Origin of the sequence: Salmonella sp. 741265055_HSA (assembly GCF_046569525.1) — a bacterium.
Classification (GTDB): Bacteria; Pseudomonadota; Gammaproteobacteria; order Enterobacterales; family Enterobacteriaceae; genus Salmonella; species Salmonella enterica.
In genome coordinates, this window is the sequence record NZ_JBKFSQ010000013.1 from 78,539 (window position 1) to 100,072 (window position 21,534).

20 protein-coding genes are annotated in these 21,534 nt (G+C 51.9%); 12 read left to right on the top strand and 8 right to left on the bottom strand.

The window, feature by feature from the left end; translation table 11 throughout:
- Positions 1-3: 3 nt before the first annotated feature.
- Positions 4-942 carry a 1-phosphofructokinase gene (gene fruK / locus ACLD4K_RS09715; RefSeq protein ID WP_000091249.1) on the bottom strand — a complete coding sequence of 313 codons (939 nt, stop codon included), beginning with the start codon at positions 940-942 and terminating at the stop codon, positions 4-6.
- Positions 942-2,072 carry a fused PTS fructose transporter subunit IIA/HPr protein gene (gene fruB / locus ACLD4K_RS09720; protein WP_411011763.1) on the bottom strand — a complete coding sequence of 377 codons (1,131 nt, stop codon included), beginning with the start codon at positions 2,070-2,072 and terminating at the stop codon, positions 942-944. Before fruB ends, fruK begins: the two co-directional genes overlap by 1 nt.
- A gap of 367 nt (positions 2,073-2,439) precedes the next feature.
- Here fruB and setB point away from each other — a divergent pair, with 367 nt between their 5' ends.
- Positions 2,440-3,621, top strand: a complete 1,182-nt coding sequence (gene setB, locus ACLD4K_RS09725) for a sugar efflux transporter SetB (RefSeq protein WP_000551939.1) — start codon at positions 2,440-2,442, stop codon at positions 3,619-3,621.
- Positions 3,622-3,685: 64 nt separating this feature from the next.
- On the opposite strand, the gene ACLD4K_RS09730 is transcribed toward setB, so the two are convergent.
- From ACLD4K_RS09730 to ACLD4K_RS09740, 3 genes are all read right to left on the bottom strand, one after another.
- Positions 3,686-4,351, bottom strand: a complete 666-nt coding sequence (locus tag ACLD4K_RS09730; RefSeq protein ID WP_411011764.1) for a GNVR domain-containing protein — start codon at positions 4,349-4,351, stop codon at positions 3,686-3,688.
- Between the two features lies 1 nt (position 4,352).
- Positions 4,353-4,475, bottom strand: coding sequence for a membrane protein (locus tag ACLD4K_RS09735; RefSeq protein WP_024134661.1), 123 nt, complete (start codon positions 4,473-4,475; stop codon positions 4,353-4,355).
- A 387-nt stretch (positions 4,476-4,862) separates the two neighbouring features.
- On the bottom strand, positions 4,863-5,117 hold the full coding sequence (locus tag ACLD4K_RS09740; RefSeq protein ID WP_057459919.1) for a zinc/iron-chelating domain-containing protein: 255 nt from the start codon (positions 5,115-5,117) through the stop codon (positions 4,863-4,865).
- Between the two features lie 323 nt (positions 5,118-5,440).
- Here ACLD4K_RS09740 and yeiP point away from each other — a divergent pair, with 323 nt between their 5' ends.
- From yeiP to yejF, 9 genes are all read left to right on the top strand, one after another.
- Complete coding sequence (gene yeiP, locus ACLD4K_RS09745) at positions 5,441-6,013, top strand: elongation factor P-like protein YeiP (RefSeq protein ID WP_001136822.1); 573 nt, start codon at positions 5,441-5,443, stop codon at positions 6,011-6,013.
- Positions 6,014-6,225: 212 nt separating this feature from the next.
- Positions 6,226-7,212: a CobW family GTP-binding protein gene (locus tag ACLD4K_RS09750; RefSeq protein ID WP_000169350.1), complete on the top strand. Its 987-nt coding sequence runs from the start codon at positions 6,226-6,228 to the stop codon at positions 7,210-7,212.
- Between the two features lie 29 nt (positions 7,213-7,241).
- On the top strand, positions 7,242-7,961 hold the full coding sequence (locus tag ACLD4K_RS09755) for a phosphatase PAP2 family protein (protein WP_411011770.1): 720 nt from the start codon (positions 7,242-7,244) through the stop codon (positions 7,959-7,961).
- Between the two features lie 413 nt (positions 7,962-8,374).
- Positions 8,375-8,947, top strand: coding sequence for a bifunctional murein DD-endopeptidase/murein LD-carboxypeptidase (gene mepS, locus ACLD4K_RS09760; protein ID WP_000241015.1), 573 nt, complete (start codon positions 8,375-8,377; stop codon positions 8,945-8,947).
- Between the two features lie 373 nt (positions 8,948-9,320).
- Positions 9,321-10,877 carry a cyclic di-GMP phosphodiesterase gene (locus tag ACLD4K_RS09765; protein WP_411011765.1) on the top strand — a complete coding sequence of 519 codons (1,557 nt, stop codon included), beginning with the start codon at positions 9,321-9,323 and terminating at the stop codon, positions 10,875-10,877.
- Positions 10,878-10,983: 106 nt separating this feature from the next.
- Positions 10,984-12,789 (top strand): extracellular solute-binding protein, encoded by a 1,806-nt coding sequence (locus ACLD4K_RS09770; RefSeq protein ID WP_000561742.1) that lies wholly within the window; start codon positions 10,984-10,986, stop codon positions 12,787-12,789.
- A gap of 9 nt (positions 12,790-12,798) precedes the next feature.
- Positions 12,799-13,893 carry a microcin C ABC transporter permease YejB gene (locus ACLD4K_RS09775; RefSeq protein WP_000501623.1) on the top strand — a complete coding sequence of 365 codons (1,095 nt, stop codon included), beginning with the start codon at positions 12,799-12,801 and terminating at the stop codon, positions 13,891-13,893.
- A complete protein-coding gene (locus tag ACLD4K_RS09780) occupies positions 13,893-14,918 on the top strand; it encodes an ABC transporter permease (RefSeq protein WP_411011766.1) in 1,026 nt (341 codons plus the stop codon). Before ACLD4K_RS09775 ends, ACLD4K_RS09780 begins: the two co-directional genes overlap by 1 nt.
- Before the next feature lies 1 nt (position 14,919).
- Entirely contained in the window at positions 14,920-16,509 is a 1,590-nt protein-coding gene (yejF, locus tag ACLD4K_RS09785) for a microcin C ABC transporter ATP-binding protein YejF (protein WP_000203619.1), read from the top strand.
- Positions 16,510-16,512: 3 nt separating this feature from the next.
- On the opposite strand, the gene ACLD4K_RS09790 is transcribed toward yejF, so the two are convergent.
- The 3 genes from ACLD4K_RS09790 to rsuA all read right to left on the bottom strand — a co-directional run bounded on the left by ACLD4K_RS09790 (position 16,513) and on the right by rsuA (position 19,161).
- A complete protein-coding gene (locus ACLD4K_RS09790) occupies positions 16,513-16,857 on the bottom strand; it encodes a YejG family protein (RefSeq protein ID WP_001094639.1) in 345 nt (114 codons plus the stop codon).
- A 390-nt stretch (positions 16,858-17,247) separates the two neighbouring features.
- Positions 17,248-18,438: a Bcr/CflA family multidrug efflux MFS transporter gene (locus ACLD4K_RS09795; protein WP_000213349.1), complete on the bottom strand. Its 1,191-nt coding sequence runs from the start codon at positions 18,436-18,438 to the stop codon at positions 17,248-17,250.
- 27 nt (positions 18,439-18,465) lie between these two features.
- Entirely contained in the window at positions 18,466-19,161 is a 696-nt protein-coding gene (gene rsuA, locus ACLD4K_RS09800) for a 16S rRNA pseudouridine(516) synthase RsuA (protein ID WP_001234836.1), read from the bottom strand.
- 151 nt (positions 19,162-19,312) lie between these two features.
- Here rsuA and ACLD4K_RS09805 point away from each other — a divergent pair, with 151 nt between their 5' ends.
- Positions 19,313-21,073, top strand: a complete 1,761-nt coding sequence (locus ACLD4K_RS09805; RefSeq protein WP_000578115.1) for a DEAD/DEAH box helicase — start codon at positions 19,313-19,315, stop codon at positions 21,071-21,073.
- A gap of 124 nt (positions 21,074-21,197) precedes the next feature.
- On the top strand, positions 21,198-21,482 hold the full coding sequence (gene rplY, locus ACLD4K_RS09810; protein ID WP_183059257.1) for a 50S ribosomal protein L25: 285 nt from the start codon (positions 21,198-21,200) through the stop codon (positions 21,480-21,482).
- Positions 21,483-21,534: the final 52 nt, after the last annotated feature.

Below are 21,534 nucleotides of genomic sequence, written 5' to 3' on the forward strand. Positions count from 1 at the left end.
CTGTCAGTTAAACGGTTGTAAGTCGACACGCGCCATCATTGCGGCCAACTGAGGACGATCGGTAATACCCACATTGCTCTGGCTGACCGCCAGCGCGGCAACCGCCGTCGCCAGACGCAGCGTATGTTCGCTGGACTCGCGCATCAGCAGGCCGTAAATCAATCCGCCAACCATGGAATCGCCTGCGCCGACGGTACTTACCACGTCAACCGCCGGTGGTTTAGCGATCCATTCTCCTGAGGCGTTAACCCACAGCGCGCCTTCCGCCCCCAGCGAAATCACCACATGAGCGATACCCTGTTCGCGTAACGCGTGCGCCGCATCAATTACATCTTTCATTTCCGGGAGCTTACGACCCGCCCAAATTTCCAGTTCGCGGCGATTCGGTTTCACCAGCCACGGCGCAGCTTTAAGACCGGCGACTAACGCTTCACGGCTACTATCAAAGATAATGCATGGACACTGGCTGCGCAGACGCGTCATCCAGTCGGTGAACGCTTCCGGGCTCACACCAGCCGGTAAGCTACCGCTGACGCAGACCATATCGAACTGACCCAGCCAGCTCAGGGAGTCGTTAACAAAGCGTTCCCAGTCTGCGGGGGTCACGTCAAAGCCGGAAAAGTTGAAGTCGGTCACTTCGCCATCTTTTTCCGTCAGCTTCACGTTGATGCGGGTCCGGCCCTGAACCACCTGAAAGCGGTTAGCGATACCCAGTTCGCTGAACAATTGCTGAAAACCGTCCTGGTTATCTTTACCGAGAAAACCGCCGACGGTGACGTCGATGCCTAAGTCTTTCAGCACTTTGGCAACGTTAATGCCTTTGCCCGCCGCGTGCAGACCCGTGGTTTTCACCAGGTTCACTTCGCCGCGTTCGATTTCAGGGCAAAACCCAACCAGATCATAAGCCGGATTAAGGGTAATGGTGGCGACACGCCTGCTCATTATGCGCCCTCCCCGAGACCGGCGGCGATCGCATCGCCAATCGCTTTCAGCGCCTGTTCAGCATCTTCACCCTGCGCGGTAAAGCGCAGACGATGGCCTTTCTTCACGCCTAATGCCACCACTTTCATCAGACTACGTCCGTTTGCCGGTTTGCCGGTTCCATCAAGGTTTGTCACGGTAATTTCACTGTTAAATTGTTTAATCGTATTCACCAGCATGGTGCCCGGACGGGCATGGAGACCATGCTCATTACGCACTACAAATTCCGCACTCAGTACGTCATCCGTCAGCGCATCATCACTGGTCAGCAACGCCAGCAGCGTCGCGGCGTCGGCGTTCAGCAGACGATCGGCTTTATTGTTCAGCAACAGGTCGCTGAGGCGTTTTAGCACGGCAATCGGCTGCTCGTCGTTCATCGCGACAGTGACTAATAAGGCTGCTTTTTCACCCTCTACGTCAAACGCCTGTGTCGCACGGCTTACCGCAACAGCGCTGCGCAAATTGCCTTCCGCGCTGTCGTTCAGCCAGATGCCTTGTCCCAGATTCATCGGACTGTCGTTAATCGTTTTTGCGACGAATGCCGCATCAACCGCTCCCGCCTCTTTCAGACGCGCCGCATTTAGCGCCTGCAATGTGACCAGCGAGCTGGCGATGACATCCAGCGTCATCGTCTCGTTATCAAGTTTTAATTGTTCACTTTGCTTCTCGCCCATCAGCAATGCGCGCAGCTCTTCCGCCGTTGTCGCGGATTTCAGCTGTTCAGCCACGGAGTCATCACTCAGCACATGCGTCAACTGACGCAGCAGGCCGAGGTGTTCGTCCGAACTGGCGGCAATACCAATCGCCACGTAGGCGACCTGGCCTTCTCCCCAGGTAACGCCCTGCGGGAATTGAAAAACCTGGACGCCGGTTTTCAGCACCTGATCGCGCGTGTCTGTTGTGCCATGGGGAATCGCAATACCATTGCCAAGAAAGGTCGAGGTTTGCTGTTCGCGCGCCAGCATACCGTCAACATAGCCGCCCGCCACATTCCCCGCCTGCGCTAACGCGGCGGCGATTTGCCGAATGGCCTCTTCTTTATTTCCGGCCTGCTCGCCCGGATGGATGTCCTGAACCGATAACTGGAACATGTGTCTCCTCTCCTGCTGAATTGAAACGATTCAGCCACTATGAGAAAAAAAGCGCCAATCTGGTTGGTCTAAAAAACAAGATCGCGCTGAAACGTTTCAAGAAGTCTGGATCTTTCTGCTTCAGCACGCAAGAAAAGTTACCGGTTTTGTAGCGATTTTTTGAGGTAAAGCACATTTTTTCTCCAACAGACCCTCAATAGCTGACGCATAAAAGGCTTCAATTTTTTCTTTCAGCTTGCGTCAGCACACCCTGGTAACAAACTGGAATGCTATTTTGATTTTTCGTGTCGATTTTGATTCAGACGCCTGTTTATTTTCTGACGGGCAGCGTAAACTCCGCCTCTCTTCACACCACTGATATAGAAACATGCACAACAGTCCCGCCGCCGCTGCGCCCAAATCGTTTGACCTGACGTCTACCGCCTTTTTGATCGTGGCCTTTCTCACCGGTATTGCCGGTGCGTTACAGACGCCGACGCTCAGTATTTTTCTGACGGATGAGGTTCACGCCCGTCCCGGCATGGTGGGATTCTTTTTTACCGGCAGCGCGGTTATCGGCATTATCGTGAGCCAGTTTCTGGCGGGTCGCTCAGATAAAAAAGGCGATCGCAAAAAACTGATCGTTTTCTGTTGCGTGCTGGGCATGTTGGCCTGCGTGTTGTTTGCCTGGAACCGCAACTACTTTATTTTGCTGTTCATCGGCGTCTTTCTCAGTAGCTTCGGCTCTACCGCCAACCCGCAGATGTTTGCGCTGGCCCGCGAACATGCCGATCGTACAGGTCGTGAAGCGGTGATGTTCAGCTCAATCCTCCGCGCCCAGGTCTCATTGGCCTGGGTCATTGGGCCGCCGCTGGCCTATGCGCTGGCGATGGGTTTTAGCTTTACGGTGATGTATTTGAGCGCGGCGGTAGCTTTTATCGTCTGCGGCGTCATGGTGTGGTTCTTTTTACCATCAATGCGCAAAGATGCGCCGCTGGCGACCGGCACGCTGGAAGCACCGCGCCGTAATCGCCGCGATACGCTGTTGCTGTTTGTCATCTGTACGTTAATGTGGGGAACTAACAGCCTGTATATCATTAACATGCCGCTGTTTATTATCAATGAGCTGCATCTTCCGGAAAAACTTGCAGGCGTGATGATGGGCACCGCCGCCGGGCTGGAGATTCCCACAATGCTGATTGCAGGTTACTTCGCTAAACGGTTGGGAAAACGCCTGTTAATGCGCATCGCCGTTGTCGCCGGACTGTGCTTTTATGCGGGTATGTTGCTGGCGCACGCGCCGGCGACGTTGCTCGGCTTGCAGTTGCTGAACGCGATTTATATCGGCATTCTTGGCGGGATTGGCATGCTCTATTTTCAGGATCTCATGCCAGGCCAGGCGGGTTCAGCCACCACGCTGTATACCAATACCATTCGCGTCGGCTGGATCATTGCCGGTTCGCTGGCGGGAATCGCCGCAGAAATCTGGAATTATCATGCGGTCTTCTGGTTTGCGTTAGTTATGATTGTCGCCACCATGTTCTGCCTGGCGCGTATTAAAGATGTTTAACTTGCAAGCCTGATACTTTTATTCTTCGACACATTTCAGCGCAGAGTTTATCTCTGCGCAATGTTCATGCGCGGTCATTCATTGTCTTTTTCTCAATACGATATTCTGTTAGCGCCCTCCTACATAAGAGACCAGTTATTGAGAAAATTACGCCCATCAGCCCGCAAAGGACCAATACCAGCCGCATCTTATATTTTGGTGTAACAGCAACATCTATCATTTCAATGTTAGCATTATTTTTAACCGCCTCCGACAACAATGATAGCTTTGCATATGTTTCCGTTTGCAACATATTTTTATGCACGCTATAGCGTTTAATGTCACCATCATCGATATACCATGCTGCCATTTTATCGACACTATTTTTCAGGGTGGAAATAATATTATTGACGCTTTCCTCCCTCCCCTGCGCCTTAAAAAGGATAAGCTGATTTTTTGCGTCAAAACTTATTTTATTTTTATAGTCCGCAGGCAAGAAACGGCTAAACTGGTTAAGGATAACCGTTGTTTTACATTGAATATCATTAGTATAGCCACATAACGCATAGGTAGCAGGCGTATCCAGATTGGGTTTGATTGTCATACTCACAACCCTGGTATCATGCTGCACGCTCACAAAAACATAGCCAATGGCAACAAAAATAAAGGTAGCGATCATGATACTTAGCCATTTTCTTATAAGGAATAAGGAAACGTCGACTAAATCAATTTCACTATTCTCTCCCCGCATTTCACATCCCTTTTAAAACGCTAATAGTCAACCCGAATATTGAAATAACAAAAAGCAACACCAGAGTGAAAATAAACGCCCTGGCTGCGAACGTATATTTCTTCATAAGATAAAACCCACACATAAGAATTCGAGTATTTTAAAGGAAAATAACAACACATTCACACTGGTTATATCGATCGGTAAATACATTAATTATAGATATAAACTATCAAATTCATGATATCGATCGCTATAAATAATTAAAATCGATCAAAATTCCTCTTTTTAATAGATAAAAACTATCATATAAGTAAAATTGATCGTTTTTGTTTTATGTGACGGTTTATTCGGTACACGTTCAGGCACCAACGGGGTTGAGCGGCAACATCTACCGTTTCAGAAGCCACGAAATAAGGGAATCATGTATTACGCTATTTAATGGTAAAAGGAGGTAATTTGATGCGCAGCTTTTGCAGACTATTTCGGGATATAACGTAAGCCCCTGCACGTTTATCAAAAACGGCTTAGCTCATGGTAAAGTTTTCTGTTCGAGTTCCAGCAAATAAATAATGGCCTCTTCCCGGGTCGTTAAACACATGTCCTCTGTCGGTTGCAAACCAGAGCACACTTTTGGGCGTAAAGGCGAGCCAAAGATAAGGCACAAGTTATCTTCCGAAAGCTGCACGCATCTGGTATTCATCGGCTTGCCATTCGGCATTCCGGGTATCGGCGACGAAATTGAAGGCGCAATACAGCAAGCGCCACAACCGCTACGACAGTCCATGCTTAGCCCCTCTATTTATAACCAAATGAAAGATAACAGAATTTGTCCAAAGAAAAATCCAGATTTAAAATATGGACGTCATCATAATCAGGCCTGCCCTCAGACATTCCGAAGACAAGGCTGGAAACAGAAGGGACAACACAGCACACTCCCCCCTCCGGGCGACATGCCATCGCGTATTTTCGTTGAATGCGGGGCGGAAAGCGGGCGAACAGTATCACCTTTTTTGCACCAGCAAAAGTGACAATTCCACTTGCCTGGACGGCCCGGCGCGAGTAGTTTTACGCGATATTTTAGATAATCTCTACAACAGGATCTCCTCGATGCCAAGAGCGAACGAAATCAAAAAAGGTATGGTACTGAACTACAACGGCAAATTGCTGATTGTGAAAGATATCGACATTCAGTCGCCTACCGCCCGTGGCGCCGCCACACTGTATAAAATGCGTTTTTCCGATGTCCGCACCGGTCTGAAAGTGGAAGAACGTTTCAAAGGCGACGATATCGTTGATACCGTCACCCTGAGCCGTCGCGGCGTTGACTTTTCTTATGTCGATGGCAACGAATACGTGTTCATGGATAAAGAAGACTATACGCCGTATACCTTCACCAAAGATCAGATTGAAGAAGAGTTGCTGTTTATGCCTGAAGGCGGAATGCCGGATATGCAGGTTCTGACCTGGGACGGCCAACTGCTGGCGCTAGAGCTTCCGCAGACCGTGGATCTGGAAATCGTCGAAACCGCGCCGGGTATTAAAGGGGCGTCAGCCAGCGCACGTAACAAACCCGCGACATTAAGCACCGGTCTGGTGATTCAGGTTCCCGAATACCTGAGCGCAGGTGAGAAAATCCGCATTCATATCGAAGAGCGCCGTTATATGGGGCGCGCGGATTAAGTTTCGCATTTTTCGGCTGCGCCCCAGGGCACAGCCTGACCCTTTTCTTTATTGACTGTTCTGCACCAGGAAAGAGAAACGTTAAAAATTTAACATTTTCTGCTCTTAAGATGGCAGAAGCGCGACTTCGTCAACTCAGCGCTTCTCTTTTTCACGTTTATTCGCCAGGATTATTAAAAGTTGTTATGTTGTATCAATATTCTGGAGCTGACGTGACCAAAACCAATCTTATTACTGGATTTCTCGGTAGCGGAAAAACCACCTCTATCCTTCATTTATTAGCTCATAAAGATCCGGCTGAAAAGTGGGCCGTCCTGGTTAATGAATTTGGTGAAGTGGGTATTGACGGCGCGCTGCTTGCCGACAGCGGCGCACTGCTAAAAGAGATCCCCGGCGGCTGCATGTGCTGCGTCAACGGATTGCCTATGCAGGTGGGGCTCAACACGCTGCTGCGCCAGGGCAAACCTGACCGGTTGCTGATTGAACCAACCGGACTGGGACACCCAAAACAGATTCTGGATTTATTAACTGCGCCGGTTTATGAGCCGTGGATTGATTTACGCGCCACGCTCTGCATCCTGGACCCTCGCCTGCTACTGGACCAACAGAGCGTCGCCAATGAAAATTTCCGCGATCAGCTCGCCTCAGCCGATATTATCATCGCCAATAAGACCGATCGCGCCACGGCGCAGAGCGATGCCGCCCTGCAACAGTGGTGGCGACAGTACGGCGGCGATCGTCAACTGATTCATGCCGAACATGGACAGATAGACGGTAAGCTTCTGGATTTACCACGACAAAATCTGGCGGAACTGCCGGCCAGCGCCGCGCACTCTCACACTCATGCCAGTAAAAAAGGACTCGCCGCGCTAAATCTGCCCGCCCAGCAGCGCTGGCGACGCAGCCTCAATAGCGGACAGGGTCATCAGGCCTGCGGCTGGATTTTCGATGCCGATACCGTGTTTGACACCATTGGCCTCCTCGAATGGGCTCGTCTGGCGCCGGTGGGCCGGGTGAAAGGCGTTATGCGCATACAAGAGGGGCTGGTACGCATCAATCGCCAGGGCGATGACCTGCACATCGAAACACAGAGTGTCGCGCCGCCGGATAGCCGGGTTGAACTTATCTCAAACACAGAAACCGACTGGAATACGTTACAGACGGCCTTGTTGAAGCTTCGTTTAGCGACGCACGCGTAAGGTTGCCACCGTTTAAAAACTATGGCGAAATAACGATGAAAACCCGCTATTCCTTGATAATTCTGCTTAATGCCGCCGGTCTGGCGCTGTTTTTGTCATGGTATCTTCCCGTCAATCACGGTTTCTGGTTCACCATTGATTCCGGCATATTCCACTTCTTTAACCAGAAACTGGTGGAAAGCCACGCGTTCCTCTGGTGGGTCGCTATTACCAATAATCGGGCGTTTGACGGCTGTTCGCTGCTGGCGATGGGGGGACTGATGCTCAGTTTCTGGCTAAAAGAAAACGCATCGGGCCGGCGGCGCATTGTGATAATCGGATTGGTCATGCTGCTAACAGCGGTGGTGCTTAACCAACTCGGTCAGGCGCTGATCCCCGTCAAGCGCGCCAGCCCAACGCTCTCTTTTGAGCATATTTATCGCGTCAGCGAGTTGCTGCACATCCCGACAAAAGACGCGTCAAAAGACAGTTTCCCAGGCGATCACGGTATGATGCTGCTGATATTTTCCGCCTTTATGCTGCGTTATTTCGGCAAAACGGCGGGGATTATCGCCCTTATTATATTTGTGGTTTTCGCGTTTCCGCGCGTTATGATTGGCGCTCACTGGTTCACCGATATTGTGGTCGGGTCGCTCACGGTTATTTTGATTGGCCTCCCCTGGTGGCTGATGACCCCGCTCAGCGACCGGGCGATAGCGCTTTTTGAGAATTATCTTCCGGGCGGAAACAAACAAATTCCAAACAAATAACCCATGTAATTAACATTACCTTCAGCGATAGTTTTACATCGTTGAAGGTAATTTATGATGATATTCCCCCAACCCATCATTTTTCGGTCATATTATTCCTCTGCAAAATGAACAGGTTGCCCGATTTTTAAACGATTTGCGCTTAATTTGACCCGTGCTGATAGTTCACTTTTCGTATCATAAATTCTTATAAAAAATCACGCGAAATCGCTCGCAATGACAACAACAATCGGGTAATCTCAAACTCGTTTTGCCTCGCCAGATAATTATTCTCATTGCGAATAAATTTGTGCGTTCCGCCACAGATTTGTGCTCAAAGAATTGTCTCAAGCTGTGCAGGTAATTAGTCTCATCACGTTTGGCATTTTTATAACGATATTTATCGTTAAGGACTTCAAGGGAAAACAAACAACATGGTCAAATCTCAACCGATTTTGAGATATATCTTGCGCGGGATTCCTGCGATTGCAGTTGCGGTTCTGCTTTCTGCTTGTAGCACAACCACCAATACCGCAAAGAATATGCATTCTGAGACGCATGCTGTGGGCAATAGCGATAGCTCTTCACTGCAAGCCTCTCAGGATGAATTTGAAAATATGGTGCGTAACCTCGACGTTAAGTCGCGGATTATGGATCAGTATGCTGACTGGAAAGGCGTGCGTTACCGCCTGGGCGGCAGCACTAAGAAAGGCGTCGACTGTTCCAGCTTTGTACAGCGCACCTTCCGTGAACAGTTTGGTTTAGAGCTTCCGCGTTCAACCTATGAACAGCAGGAAATGGGCAAAGCGGTTTCACGCAATAACCTGCGTACGGGCGATCTGGTTCTGTTCCGCGCCGGCTCCACTGGTCGCCATGTCGGTATTTATATCGGCAATAACCAGTTTGTCCATGCGTCTACCAGTAGCGGCGTCATTATCTCCAGTATGAACGAACCGTACTGGAAAAAACGCTACAATGAAGCGCGTCGAGTTCTGAGTCGCAGTTAATCTTCATCAGGCAGCACCTCCCTTGGCTTACTTGATGAGACGACATAAAAAGCACTGCTTCGGCAGTGCTTTTGCTTATTATCCCTTCTGAACCCGTTTTGCCAAATAGCGTATCCGGCCTGACAGAATAGCCGTCAGGCGGCACTGTGCCGAATGGCGACGTGTCGCCTCTTATCCAGCCTACAACACACGAACGTAGACCTGATAAACATAGCGCTATCAGACATTCAGGTCGTTTCCCCCAACGGTTACTGCGACAATACGCTTTCCTGTGCATCACAGAAAAGCATGACTATCCGGGGTATTCCAGGCTATAGTCTTATAAATCAACCAGTTTAACCGGCATCCGCCTTTTCAGGTCACACCAGGAATTATGCTTACACGCGACTCCTCTTCCGGTCGGAAAATCCTGCTTACCTGTATCATTACGGGGATGGCGGCAGCATTACTTATTGGTAGCCTGCAATTTTTCCTGTCGTGGCATAAACGGGATGTTAAATACAATACGCTCCTTTCTGATGTACAACATTACCTGGTCAGCTATTTCGCCGACCTGAAAGCCACCACCGATATTCTTCAGCCGTTGACGATCAACACCTGTCAGCAGGTTGGCGCAGAACTCACCTCAAGAGCCGCTTTTAGCCTTAATGTCCGCGCCTTCTTATTAATTAAAGATAAAAAAGTGTTCTGCTCTTCCGCCACTGGCGCCATGAATATGCCGCTTCAGCAACTAGTACCGGATATAGATATCCGCAAAGACGTTGCTATGGCGATTCTGCCCGGCACGCCAATGATGCCCAACAAACCGACAATGGTGATTTGGTATCGGAACCCATTATTAAATGACAGCGGCGTATTCACATCGCTGAATATTAACCTGACGCCCTACTTACTCTATACCACGCGCCAGGACGATTTTAACGGCATCGCGCTGATTGTCGGCAATACCGCGCTGTCGACCTTTTCTTCGCGTCTGCTGACCGTCGCGGAGCTGCCGGGCACGCCATCACGACAGGCAACTATCAACGGCCTGCCGCTTAAAATACAGCTTTATGCCGATAGCTGGACCTACAATGACTTGTGGTATGCGTTGATGCTGGGCTGCATTAGCGGCATCGTAGCGGGGTTTATCTGTTACTTTATCTATGCCCTCCGGACGCGACCGGGCAAAGAGATTTTAATGGCGATCAAACACGAGCAGTTTTATGTGGTTTATCAGCCCGTCGTCGATACTCGTACGCTGAACGTCACCGGGCTTGAAGTCTTACTACGCTGGCGTCACCCTACGGCAGGCGAGATTCCGCCGGATGCCTTTATCCACTATGCCGAAGCGCAGCAACTTATCGTACCGTTAACGCAGCATCTGTTCGAGCTGATCGCCCGCGACGCGCCCACGCTACAGAAGGTGATGCCCGTCGGTGCCAAATTTGGCATTAACATCGCGCCGGAACATCTGCACAGCGACAGTTTTAAAGAGGATATGCACCGGCTCAGGGACGCCCTGCCCGCGCACCATTTTCATATCGTGCTGGAAATCACTGAACGCGATATGCTTCAGCAGTATGAAGCGGCCAAACTGTTCGAATGGCTGCATTCCGCCGGGTTTGAAATCGCTATAGATGATTTCGGTACAGGCCATAGCGCCCTGATTTATCTGGAGCGATTTACTTTAGATTATCTGAAAATCGATCGCGGCTTTATCCAGGCGATCGGCACGGAAACCGTCACGTCGCCGGTTCTGGATACCGTGCTGACGCTCTCCAGACGCCTGAATATGCTGACGGTGGCCGAGGGCGTTGAAACGCCGGAGCAGGCCCGTTGGCTACGCGATCACGGTGTTAATTACTTGCAGGGGTACTGGATTAGCCGTCCTTTACCCCTTAAAGATTTCGTGCTGTGGATGTCGGCGCCTTCTGTGCCTGAATGGTAGTCCCCTTACGGTTTTAACGGATTCACATCAGACGCAACGTCACTTATTATTCAGCGAAACGCCTGCCGGTTTGCAGCGGGCAATACGATAAGGAAACCGCCTTCAGATGATTGCGCGCGTAATGCTTCTGCTTGTCGCACTGGTTAGCGCTGGCGCCCAGGCCCAGGAAATCAAAGAAAGCTACGCTTTCGCCGTACTCGGCGAACCTAAGTATGCTTTTAACTTTGATCACTTTGATTATGTGAATCCTGCTGCGCCGAAAGGCGGTCAGATGACGCTTTCCGCCATTGGTACGTTCGATAATTTCAATCGCTATTCACTGCGCGGCAATCCCGGCGTACGTACCGAAGCCCTTTACGATACGCTTTTTACCACCTCGGATGATGAACCCGGAAGCTATTACCCGCTGATTGCCGACCATGCCCGCTATGCCGCCGACTATTCCTGGGTGGAAATCTCGATTAATCCCCGCGCTCGTTTTCACGATGGCACGCCCATTACCGCCCGCGATGTGGCCTTTACCTTTCATAAGTTTATGACCGAAGGCGTACCGCAATTCCGTCTGGTCTATAAAGGTACTACCGTGAAGGCGATTGCGCCTTTAACCGTGCGAATTGAACTGGCGAAGCCTGGTAAAGAAGACATGCTTAGTCTGTTTTCATTACCGATCATGCCCGAAAAATTCTGGAAAAATCACAAACTCAGCGATCCGCTTTCAACGCCGCCCTTAGCCAGCGGGCCATACCGGATTACTCAGTGGAAAATGGGCCAGTACATTGTCTATTCACGCGTCAAAAACTACTGGGCGGCTAATCTGCCGGTCAATCGTGGACGCTTTAACCTCGACACTATCCGCTACGATTACTACCTTGATGATAATGTCGCTTTCGAGGCGTTTAAAGCGGGCGCATTTGATCTACGGCTGGAAAACGACGCTAAAAACTGGGCAACGCGCTACATCGGTAAAAATTTCGATAATCATTACATCATTAAAGAAGAGCAGAAAAACGAGTCGGCGCAGGACACACGCTGGCTGGCCTTTAACATTCAGCGCCCGGTATTTAAAGACCGGCGGGTACGTGAAGCCGTCACCCTGGCCTTCGATTTTGAGTGGATGAATAAAGCGCTGTTCTATAATGCCTGGAGCCGAACCAACAGTTACTTCCAGAATACCGAGTACGCCGCCAGAAATTACCCTGACGCCGATGAGCTGGTATTACTCGCGCCGATGAAAAAAGATCTTCCTCCTGAAGTCTTCACTCAGATCTATCAGCCGCCGGTCTCTAACGGCGACGGCTACGATCGCGAAAATCTTCTTAAAGCTGACGCCTTGTTGACGCAGGCCGGATGGGTGATCAACGGACAGCAACGGGTCAATAGCGTCACCGGTAAGCCTCTGACGTTTGAACTTCTCCTTCCTGCCAGCAGTAATAGCCAGTGGGTTCTGCCCTTCCAGCATAATCTTCAGCGTCTGGGCATTACGATGACTATCCGTCAGGTTGATAATTCTCAACTCACCAACCGGATGCGTAGCCGCGACTATGACATGATGCCGAGGCTATGGCGGGCGATGCCCTGGCCCAGCTCCGATCTACAAATCTCATGGGCGTCGGAATACATTGACTCCAGTTATAACGCTCCCGGCGTACAAAGCCCGGTGGTGGATAAACTGATCGCGCAAATTATCGCAGCGCAGGGTGATAAAGCGAAACTGGTGCCGCTGGGACGGGCGCTGGATCGCGTGCTGACCTGGAACTATTACATGCTGCCGATGTGGTATATGGCGCAAGACAGGCTCGCCTGGTGGGATAAATTCTCCCATCCGGCGATTCGCCCGGTATATACCATCGGGTTAGATACCTGGTGGTATGATGTCAACAAAGCCGCCAAACTACCGGCAGCCAGGAGGTAGTAAGAATCAATGGGCGCCTATCTTATCCGCCGTCTGTTACTGGTGATCCCCACGCTATGGGCCATTATTACCATTAACTTTTTTATCGTGCAGATCGCTCCCGGCGGCCCTGTCGATCAGGCTATTGCCGCGATTGAATTTGGCCAGGGCGGCGCGTTGCCCGGCGCCAGCGGCGAAGGCGTTCGCGCCAGTCATGCGCAAACCGGCGTCGGCAATATCAGCGACAGCCATTATCGCGGCGGCCGGGGACTCGATCCGGAGGTGATCGCGGAGATCACCCATCGCTACGGCTTCGACAAACCGCTGCATGAGCGTTATTTCAAGATGCTACGGGACTATCTCTCTTTTGACTTCGGCGACAGTCTGTTTCGCAGCGCATCCGTACTAACGCTGATCAAAGACAGCCTTCCCGTCTCCATTACCCTGGGATTATGGAGCACGCTGATTATTTATCTGGTGTCTATCCCGCTGGGGATTCGCAAAGCCGTCCATAACGGCAGTCGCTTTGATGTGTGGAGCAGTGCGTTTATCATTATTGGTTATGCGATCCCCGCCTTTCTGTTCGCTATTTTATTAATCGTCTTTTTTGCCGGCGGCAGCTACTACGATATCTTTCCGCTACGTGGCCTGGTCTCCGCCAACTTTGACACGTTACCGTGGTACCAGAAAATCACCGATTATTTGTGGCATATTACGCTGCCGGTGCTGGCGACCGTCATCGGCGGTTTTGCCGCCCTGACGATGCTGACGAAAAATTCGTTTCTCGACGAGGTGCGTAAACAGTATGTCGTTACCGCTCGCGCTAAAGGTGTGAGTGAAAAAAACATTCTCTGGAAACATGTTTTTCGTAACGCCATGCTGCTGGTGATCGCCGGGTTTCCCGCCACTTTTATCAGTATGTTTTTCACCGGCTCGCTGCTAATTGAAGTCATGTTTTCACTCAACGGCCTGGGGCTGCTGGGTTATGAAGCAACCGTTTCGCGCGACTATCCGGTGATGTTCGGCACGCTTTATATCTTTACCCTGATTGGCTTATTACTGAATATCCTGAGCGATATCAGCTATACGCTGGTCGATCCACGCATTGATTTTGAGGGACGATAATGCCGCGATTAAGCCCGGTCAATCAGGCCCGCTGGGCGCGTTTCCGCCATAATCGCCGGGGCTACTGGTCACTATGGATTTTCCTGGTCATGTTCAGCCTGAGCTTATGCGCGGAACTGATTGCTAACGATAAGCCATTGCTGGTGCGCTATGAAGGCCAGTGGTATTTTCCGCTGGTAAAAAATTACAGCGAGCGCGATTTCGGCGGCCCGCTGGCGACAACGGCAGATTATCAGGACCCCTGGCTACAACGGCAGCTTGAGAATCGGGGCTGGGTGTTGTGGGCCCCCGTACGCTTTGGCGCCAGTACCATTAATTTTGCCACCACGCAGCCTTTCCCCTCCCCGCCTTCGGCGAAAAACTGGCTGGGCACCGATGCGAATGGCGGCGACGTTTTCGCCCGCATCCTGTACGGCACCCGCATTTCTATTTTATTCGGCCTGATGTTAACGATTTGCTCCAGCGTCATGGGCGTACTGGCGGGCGCGCTACAGGGCTATTATGGCGGCAAAGTCGATTTATGGGGGCAACGTCTCATCGAAGTCTGGTCGGGGATGCCGACCCTGTTTCTGATTATTTTACTTTCCAGCGTAGTGCAGCCTAACTTCTGGTGGCTGCTGGCCATAACCGTGCTGTTTGGCTGGATGAGTCTGGTGGGCGTGGTGCGCGCCGAGTTTTTACGGACCCGCAATTTTGACTATATCCGCGCCGCGCAGGCGCTTGGCGTCAGCGATCGTGACATTATCCTGCGCCATATGTTGCCTAATGCGATGGTCGCTACCCTGACATTTTTACCGTTCATTTTATGTAGCTCCATCACCACCCTGACGTCGCTGGATTTTCTGGGATTTGGTCTGCCGCTTGGCTCCCCTTCTCTCGGCGAACTTCTTTTACAGGGGAAAAACAACTTACAGGCTCCCTGGCTGGGGATCGCCGCCTTTCTGTCTGTCGCCATTCTGCTATCGCTGCTGATTTTTATCGGCGAAGCGGTACGCGACGCCTTTGATCCTGCTAAGGCGGTATAAGATGACATCTCCATTGCTTGCGATTGAAAATTTATCGGTAGGTTTCCGTCAGCAACAGCACGTGCGCCCTGTCGTTAACGCCATTTCGTTACAGGTGAACGCCGGGGAAACGCTGGCGCTGGTCGGCGAGTCCGGGTCAGGAAAAAGCGTGACGGCGCTTTCCATTCTGCGTCTTTTGCCTACCCCTCCCGCCGTCTACCTCTCCGGCGATATTCGCTTTCACGGCGAATCATTGCTTCATGCCAGCGAGCAGACGCTACGCGGCGTGCGCGGCAATAAAATCGCCATGATTTTTCAGGAACCGATGGTTTCACTTAACCCGCTGCATACGCTGGAAAAACAGCTCTATGAAGTGCTGTCGCTCCATCGGGGAATGCGTCGGGAGGCGGCAAGGGCGGAGATGATCGGTTGTCTGGATCGGGTCGGTATCCGCCAGGCGAGCCAGCGTCTGCGCGATTATCCTCATCAGCTTTCCGGCGGCGAACGCCAGCGCGTCATGATAGCCATGGCGCTGTTAACACGGCCGGAATTACTGATCGCCGATGAGCCGACCACCGCCCTCGACGTCTCCGTACAGGCGCAGATTTTATCTCTACTGCGGGAACTCCAGCGCGAGCTCAATATGGGATTGCTGTTTATCACCCATAACCTCAGCATTGTAAAAAAACTGGCGGATTCAGTGGCGGTAATGCAACACGGCAAGTGCGTAGAGAACCAACGCGCCGACACGCTGCTCTCTGCGCCGACCCATCCGTACACGCAAAAACTACTCAACAGCGAACCCACAGGCGATCCGGTTCCGCTCCCCGCCGGGCAGACGCCGTTGCTGGAAGTGGACAGGCTGCGCGTCGCCTTCCCGATCCGCAAAGGCATTCTGAAGCGCGTCGTGGATCATAATGTGGTGGTTAACAATATCAGTTTCACCCTGCATCCAGGCGAAACGCTGGGTCTGGTCGGCGAGTCAGGATCGGGAAAAAGCACCACCGGTCTGGCGCTGTTACGGCTTATCCGCTCCGAAGGCCGCATCGTATTTGACGGTCAATCGCTGGATACGTTAAACCGCCGCCAGCTTTTACCTGTTCGCCACCGTATCCAGGTCGTATTCCAGGACCCGAACTCATCGCTAAACCCGCGTTTAAACGTCTTGCAAATTATCGAAGAAGGCCTGCGCGTCCACCAGCCTACGCTTTCAGGCGCGCAGCGCGAACAGCAGGTGAAAGCGGTCATGATGGAAGTCGGCCTGGACCCGGAAACGCGGCATCGTTACCCCGCTGAGTTTTCCGGCGGCCAGCGTCAACGTATCGCCGTCGCCAGGGCGCTGATTTTAAAGCCGTCGCTTATTATTCTGGATGAACCGACCTCATCGCTGGATAAAACCGTTCAGGCTCAGATTCTTGCCCTCCTGAAATCGCTCCAGCAAAAGCACCGTCTGGCCTATATCTTCATTAGCCACGATCTGCATGTAGTACGCGCGCTGTGCCATCAGGTTATCGTGCTGCGGCAGGGGGAGGTGGTTGAACAGGGGCAATGCGAGCGCGTGTTTACCGCACCGCAACAGGCCTATACGCGTCAGCTACTCGCGTTAAGCTGACGCCTAAAAAGGATTATTGTTAGAAAAAGGTTCCGCTATCGCCACGCCGAAATTTTTCAGCCGACAGGTGGCGGCAAACTCATCCTGACGATTAACGAACAGGCACGGCTCCCCTTCGCACTCCAGCACGGAGCAAGGAACTTCAATATCGCTTAGCGCCTGGCTGAGCTTATGCATCACTGACCACGCGCTATCGCCTGCCGGACTCAACAGTTTAAGCGCCACCAGACTATTCTCGGTGCTCTGCCCGTTTTGCGGAATCGGTTCAACCTTTGACCCCGCAAAACCCGCCGACCAGCGATAGTTTTGCGGCAGACGGTGAACAATTGAGAGCTGTAATGTATTCACTTTCTTTCCCCGGAAGCACAATTACTTCACAATTTACTTACATTTATATTAACACATCATTGACAACCCGTCCTTAAACAGATTGCTAACGCCCTTCTCTCCGTCAGTGGCTCTACAGCAAGCGGGAGTTAAAATAGTTTTACCGACGCGGAGATAGCGGCGGGCTATATGTACCCGTTTCTGCGATCTAACTCAACCTTTTTAACTACAATGATGTGACTTTTTACATAAATGGATTTTACATAAAATAAACATAAATGAGGAAAATGATGAATTGGTAATTGATATACATCAACTATGAAAGCCGTTTGGCTTTGCCATCGTGTAGCGGATAGCGTCCCCCAACGCCGCCTGCGCATTCTCAGTCGCCATTGAGGGACAGCGCGCCCGTTACCGTTTTTTGGGACGGCTGGCGTAGAGATAAAACAGAATGGAACAGGCGGCGCAAAGCGCAATCGACCAGATCATCGGCCACGCACTGGTAAAGGTAGCCAGCGACAGCAACGCGCCGACGATAGCGCCAATACCAAAGCGGAAAGTGCCTGCCAACGAAGACGCCGTTCCGGCCATATGCGGAAACTCATCCAAAATGACCGCCATCGCATTGGACGAAACCATCGACACACAGCCGACAAACGCCGCAACGCCGACCACCAGCGCCCAGAATCCAATGCCCATCAGCGCACTGAAAACCATCCACACCGCCATCGCAAACTGAATCCATAGCCCGGCCCGAAACATGTTTAGCGCCCCTACCCGTCTGACAAAACGGCTGTTGATAATCGTCATCACAAACAGAAATACGATGTTCAATGCGAAGTAGTAGCCGAAATCCTGCGGCGGAACATGATTAATTTCGATATAGACAAACGGCCCCGCGCTCAAAAAAGAGAACATACCGGCAAAACTAAACCCGCTCGCCAGCATATAGCTCAGTACGCGTTTGTGGCGAAACAACGCGGCAAAGTTACCTATTGTGGTACGAATATGAAAAGGCTGACGCCGCTCAACGGGCAGCGTCTCTTTAATCAAAGCAAAGATCATGACTGACGCCAGAATCGCCGCAATGGCCAGTATCCAGAAGATATAGTGCCAGCTTAACCATACCAACACCCAGCCGCCGACAATGGGCGCCATTAAGGGCGCTATCGTAGTGACCAGCATGACAAATGACATCATGCGCGAAAACTCTTCCTTTGGATAAATATCCCGCATCAGCGCATTGATGACGACGCTTGCCGCCGCGGCCGCTAAACCGTGGAAAAAACGCATCACGATCAGTTGATCGATAGTCTGCGCCAACGCACAGGCGACCGCCGCAGCAGCAAATACCAGCGTCCCGCCCAGGATGACCGGCTTACGCCCGAGGCTATCCGCCATCGGTCCATAGATAAGCTGACCCAGCGCAAACCCCAGAATATAGGTGCTGAGCGTCATCTGCGCGCTACCGGCAGGTACGCCGAATTGCGCAGAAATCACTGGCAGCGCTGGAAGATACATATCAATCGACAGCGGCATTAACATGGCCAACAGGCCAAGAATAAAGACAATGGCAAAGGAAGAGTGCTGCCGGGTGGTCACATCGAACTCCTGAATTTAACGAGATAGTTAGCCGACGCTGGCGATTTCTTCTTCAGTCAACGGGCGGTACTCGCCGGGAGCCAGATTCTCATCCAGCGTAATGGCGCCAATCCGTTCGCGGTGCAGTTCCACAACGCGATTGCCTACTGCGGCAAACATCCGCTTCACCTGATGATAACGGCCTTCGCTGATGGTCAGACGAACCTGCACAGGCGTTATCACCTCCAGCGTAGCGGGTTTAGTGAGATCTTTTTCATTATGCAACTGCACGCCTTTCGCAAATTGCGCTGCCGTATCGTCGGCCACCGGCGACTCCAGGGTCACCAGATAGGTTTTTTCACAGTGATGGCGCGGCGACGTAATACGGTGCGACCACTGACCGTCATCTGTCATTAACACCAGACCGGTAGTATCGATATCCAGACGTCCTGCGGCATGCAGCTTATACGCCACCGGCTCATCCAGGAAATACAGTACCGTTGGATGATCGGGATCATCGGTTGAACAAACGTATCCCTGCGGCTTGTTAAGCATAAAATAGCGTGGCCCGTGTTGCTGCGCTAAGGGATTGCCGTCATACGCAACCGCATGTTCCGGGAGCAGTTTGAAGGCCGCATTTTTAATGATGTCGCCATCGACGGTAACGCGGTTACCACGAATTTCACGCCCGGCAATAGCGCGGCTGACGCCAAGCTGCTGAGCGATAAATTTATCAAGTCGCATGTGTGTGATTTAGCCTGTAATAATACGGAAATCGGGCATTCTACCCGAAAAAAGGGAATTGCTATCCGCTCAGTATAGCGGGCTAACTATATCCCTCAAGGGAAATGATTCATGGCATACTATTCCCGGAACCGTTTAACGTAGTGAGACCATGATTTTTACACTCCGCCCCTACCAGCAAGAAGCCGTAGACGCCACGCTCAGCCACTTTCGCCGCCACCGTACGCCCGCCGTGATTGTTCTGCCGACCGGTGCAGGTAAAAGCCTGGTGATCGCCGAACTGGCGCGCGTCGCCCGCGGACGGGTACTGGTGCTGGCGCATGTGAAAGAGCTGGTCGCGCAGAACCACGCCAAATATTGCGCGCTGGGGCTGGAAGCGGATATTTTCGCCGCCGGACTCAAACGTAAAGAGAGTCAGGGCAAAGTCGTGTTCGGCAGCGTACAGTCGGTGGCGCGTAACCTTGACGCCTTCCAGGAGGAGTTTTCGCTGTTGATTGTCGATGAATGCCACCGCATCGGTGACGATGAAGACAGTCAGTATCAGCAAATCCTCACTCACCTGAGTAAAGTTAATCCTCACTTACGTCTGCTTGGGCTCACCGCCACGCCTTTTCGCCTCGGAAAAGGCTGGATTTATCAATTTCATTATCACGGTATGGTGCGCGGCAACGACAACGCTCTGTTTCGCGACTGTATTTATGAACTGCCGCTGCGCTATATGATTAAACACGGCTATCTGACGCCGCCTGAGCGGCTTGATATGCCAGTGGTCCAATACGATTTCAGCCGCCTGCAGGCCCAAAGCAATGGGCTGTTCAGCGAAGCCGACCTGAACCGCGAGCTGAAAAAGCAGCAGCGGATTACGCCGCACATCATCAGCCAGATTATGGAATTTGCGCAAACGCGCAAAGGCGTGATGATTTTCGCCGCCACGGTCGAACATGCGAAAGAGATTGTCGGTCTGCTTCCGGCGGACGACGCGGCGCTGATTACCGGCGATACGCCAGGGCCCGAGCGCGATGCGCTGATTGATAATTTCAAGGCGCAGCGTTTTCGCTATCTGGTTAACGTCTCGGTGCTGACCACCGGCTTTGACGCCCCACACGTTGATCTCATCGCGATTCTACGTCCCACCGAGTCAGTTAGTCTTTACCAACAAATTGTCGGGCGTGGTCTGCGCCTTGCGCCGGGAAAGACCGATTGCCTGATTCTTGATTACGCTGGCAACCCGCACGACCTGTATGCCCCGGAGGTCGGTAGCCCGAAGGGAAAAAGCGATAACGTCCCTGTCCAGGTATTTTGTCCGGCCTGCGGCTTTGCCAACACCTTCTGGGGGAAAACCACTGCCGACGGCACGCTGATTGAACACTTTGGCCGTCGCTGCCAGGGCTGGTTTGACGATGATGACGGCCATCGCGAGCAGTGCGATTTTCGCTTTCGCTTCAAAAACTGCCCGCAGTGTAATGCCGAAAACGATATTGCCGCCCGACGCTGCCGGGAATGTGACGCCATTCTGGTCGACCCGGACGATATGTTAAAAGCGGCGCTCAGGCTCAAGGATGCGTTAGTCCTGCGCTGTAGCGGAATGACGATGCAGCATGGGCAGGATGAGAAAGGCGAATGGCTGAAAATCACTTACTATGACGAGGACGGCGCGGATGTCAGTGAGCGCTTCCGCTTGCACACGCCCGCCCAGCGTACCGCTTTCGAACAGCTATTTATTCGCCCGCATACGCGCACGCCCGGCGTTCCTTTACGCTGGATCACGGCGGCGGATATTGTCGCGCAGCAGGCGCTGTTGCGGCATCCCGATTTTGTGGTCGCGCGGATGAAAGGCCAGTACTGGCAGGTCCGTGAAAAGGTCTTCGATTATGAAGGACGCTTTCGTCGGGCACATGAATTACGCGGTTAATCGTACTTTTGATTGATGTACCAGCCGTTTGAGTATAGAATCTCGCCCGCTTTTGCATACGCAAAGCAGATCACTTACCTGTTGCTGGGTCGCCTGTAGCAGGAATTATTAAAGAGAGATTTAAATGTTTACTATCAACGCTGAAGTACGTAAAGAGCAGGGTAAGGGTGCGAGCCGCCGCCTGCGTGCCGCTAACAAGTTCCCGGCAATCATCTACGGTGGTGCAGAAGCCCCGATTGCTATCGAACTGGATCACGATGCAGTTATGAACATGCAAGCTAAAGCTGAATTCTACAGCGAAGTTCTGACCCTCGTTGTTGACGGTAAAGAAGTTAAAGTTAAAGCTCAGGCTGTACAGCGTCACGCTTACAAACCGAAGCTGACTCACATCGACTTCGTTCGCGCGTAATCGCCTGGAAGTTGAAGAAAAACCCCGCCCCGGCGGGGTTTTTTTATGCGTT

What these genes read in the sequence shown, in the direction of transcription:
- fruK (WP_000091249.1), bottom strand. Translation starts at nt 942, where the DNA reads ATGAGCAGGCGTGTCGCCACCATTACCCTTAATCCGGCTTATGATCTG.
- fruB (WP_411011763.1), bottom strand. Translation starts at nt 2,072, where the DNA reads ATGTTCCAGTTATCGGTTCAGGACATCCATCCGGGCGAGCAGGCCGGA.
- setB (WP_000551939.1), top strand. Translation starts at nt 2,440, where the DNA reads ATGCACAACAGTCCCGCCGCCGCTGCGCCCAAATCGTTTGACCTGACG.
- ACLD4K_RS09730 (WP_411011764.1), bottom strand. Translation starts at nt 4,351, where the DNA reads ATGCGGGGAGAGAATAGTGAAATTGATTTAGTCGACGTTTCCTTATTC.
- ACLD4K_RS09735 (WP_024134661.1), bottom strand. Translation starts at nt 4,475, where the DNA reads ATGTGTGGGTTTTATCTTATGAAGAAATATACGTTCGCAGCCAGGGCG.
- ACLD4K_RS09740 (WP_057459919.1), bottom strand. Translation starts at nt 5,117, where the DNA reads ATGGACTGTCGTAGCGGTTGTGGCGCTTGCTGTATTGCGCCTTCAATT.
- yeiP (WP_001136822.1), top strand. Translation starts at nt 5,441, where the DNA reads ATGCCAAGAGCGAACGAAATCAAAAAAGGTATGGTACTGAACTACAAC.
- mepS (WP_000241015.1), top strand. Translation starts at nt 8,375, where the DNA reads ATGGTCAAATCTCAACCGATTTTGAGATATATCTTGCGCGGGATTCCT.
- ACLD4K_RS09765 (WP_411011765.1), top strand. Translation starts at nt 9,321, where the DNA reads ATGCTTACACGCGACTCCTCTTCCGGTCGGAAAATCCTGCTTACCTGT.
- ACLD4K_RS09770 (WP_000561742.1), top strand. Translation starts at nt 10,984, where the DNA reads ATGATTGCGCGCGTAATGCTTCTGCTTGTCGCACTGGTTAGCGCTGGC.
- ACLD4K_RS09775 (WP_000501623.1), top strand. Translation starts at nt 12,799, where the DNA reads ATGGGCGCCTATCTTATCCGCCGTCTGTTACTGGTGATCCCCACGCTA.
- ACLD4K_RS09780 (WP_411011766.1), top strand. Translation starts at nt 13,893, where the DNA reads ATGCCGCGATTAAGCCCGGTCAATCAGGCCCGCTGGGCGCGTTTCCGC.
- yejF (WP_000203619.1), top strand. Translation starts at nt 14,920, where the DNA reads ATGACATCTCCATTGCTTGCGATTGAAAATTTATCGGTAGGTTTCCGT.
- rsuA (WP_001234836.1), bottom strand. Translation starts at nt 19,161, where the DNA reads ATGCGACTTGATAAATTTATCGCTCAGCAGCTTGGCGTCAGCCGCGCT.
- ACLD4K_RS09805 (WP_000578115.1), top strand. Translation starts at nt 19,313, where the DNA reads ATGATTTTTACACTCCGCCCCTACCAGCAAGAAGCCGTAGACGCCACG.
- rplY (WP_183059257.1), top strand. Translation starts at nt 21,198, where the DNA reads ATGTTTACTATCAACGCTGAAGTACGTAAAGAGCAGGGTAAGGGTGCG.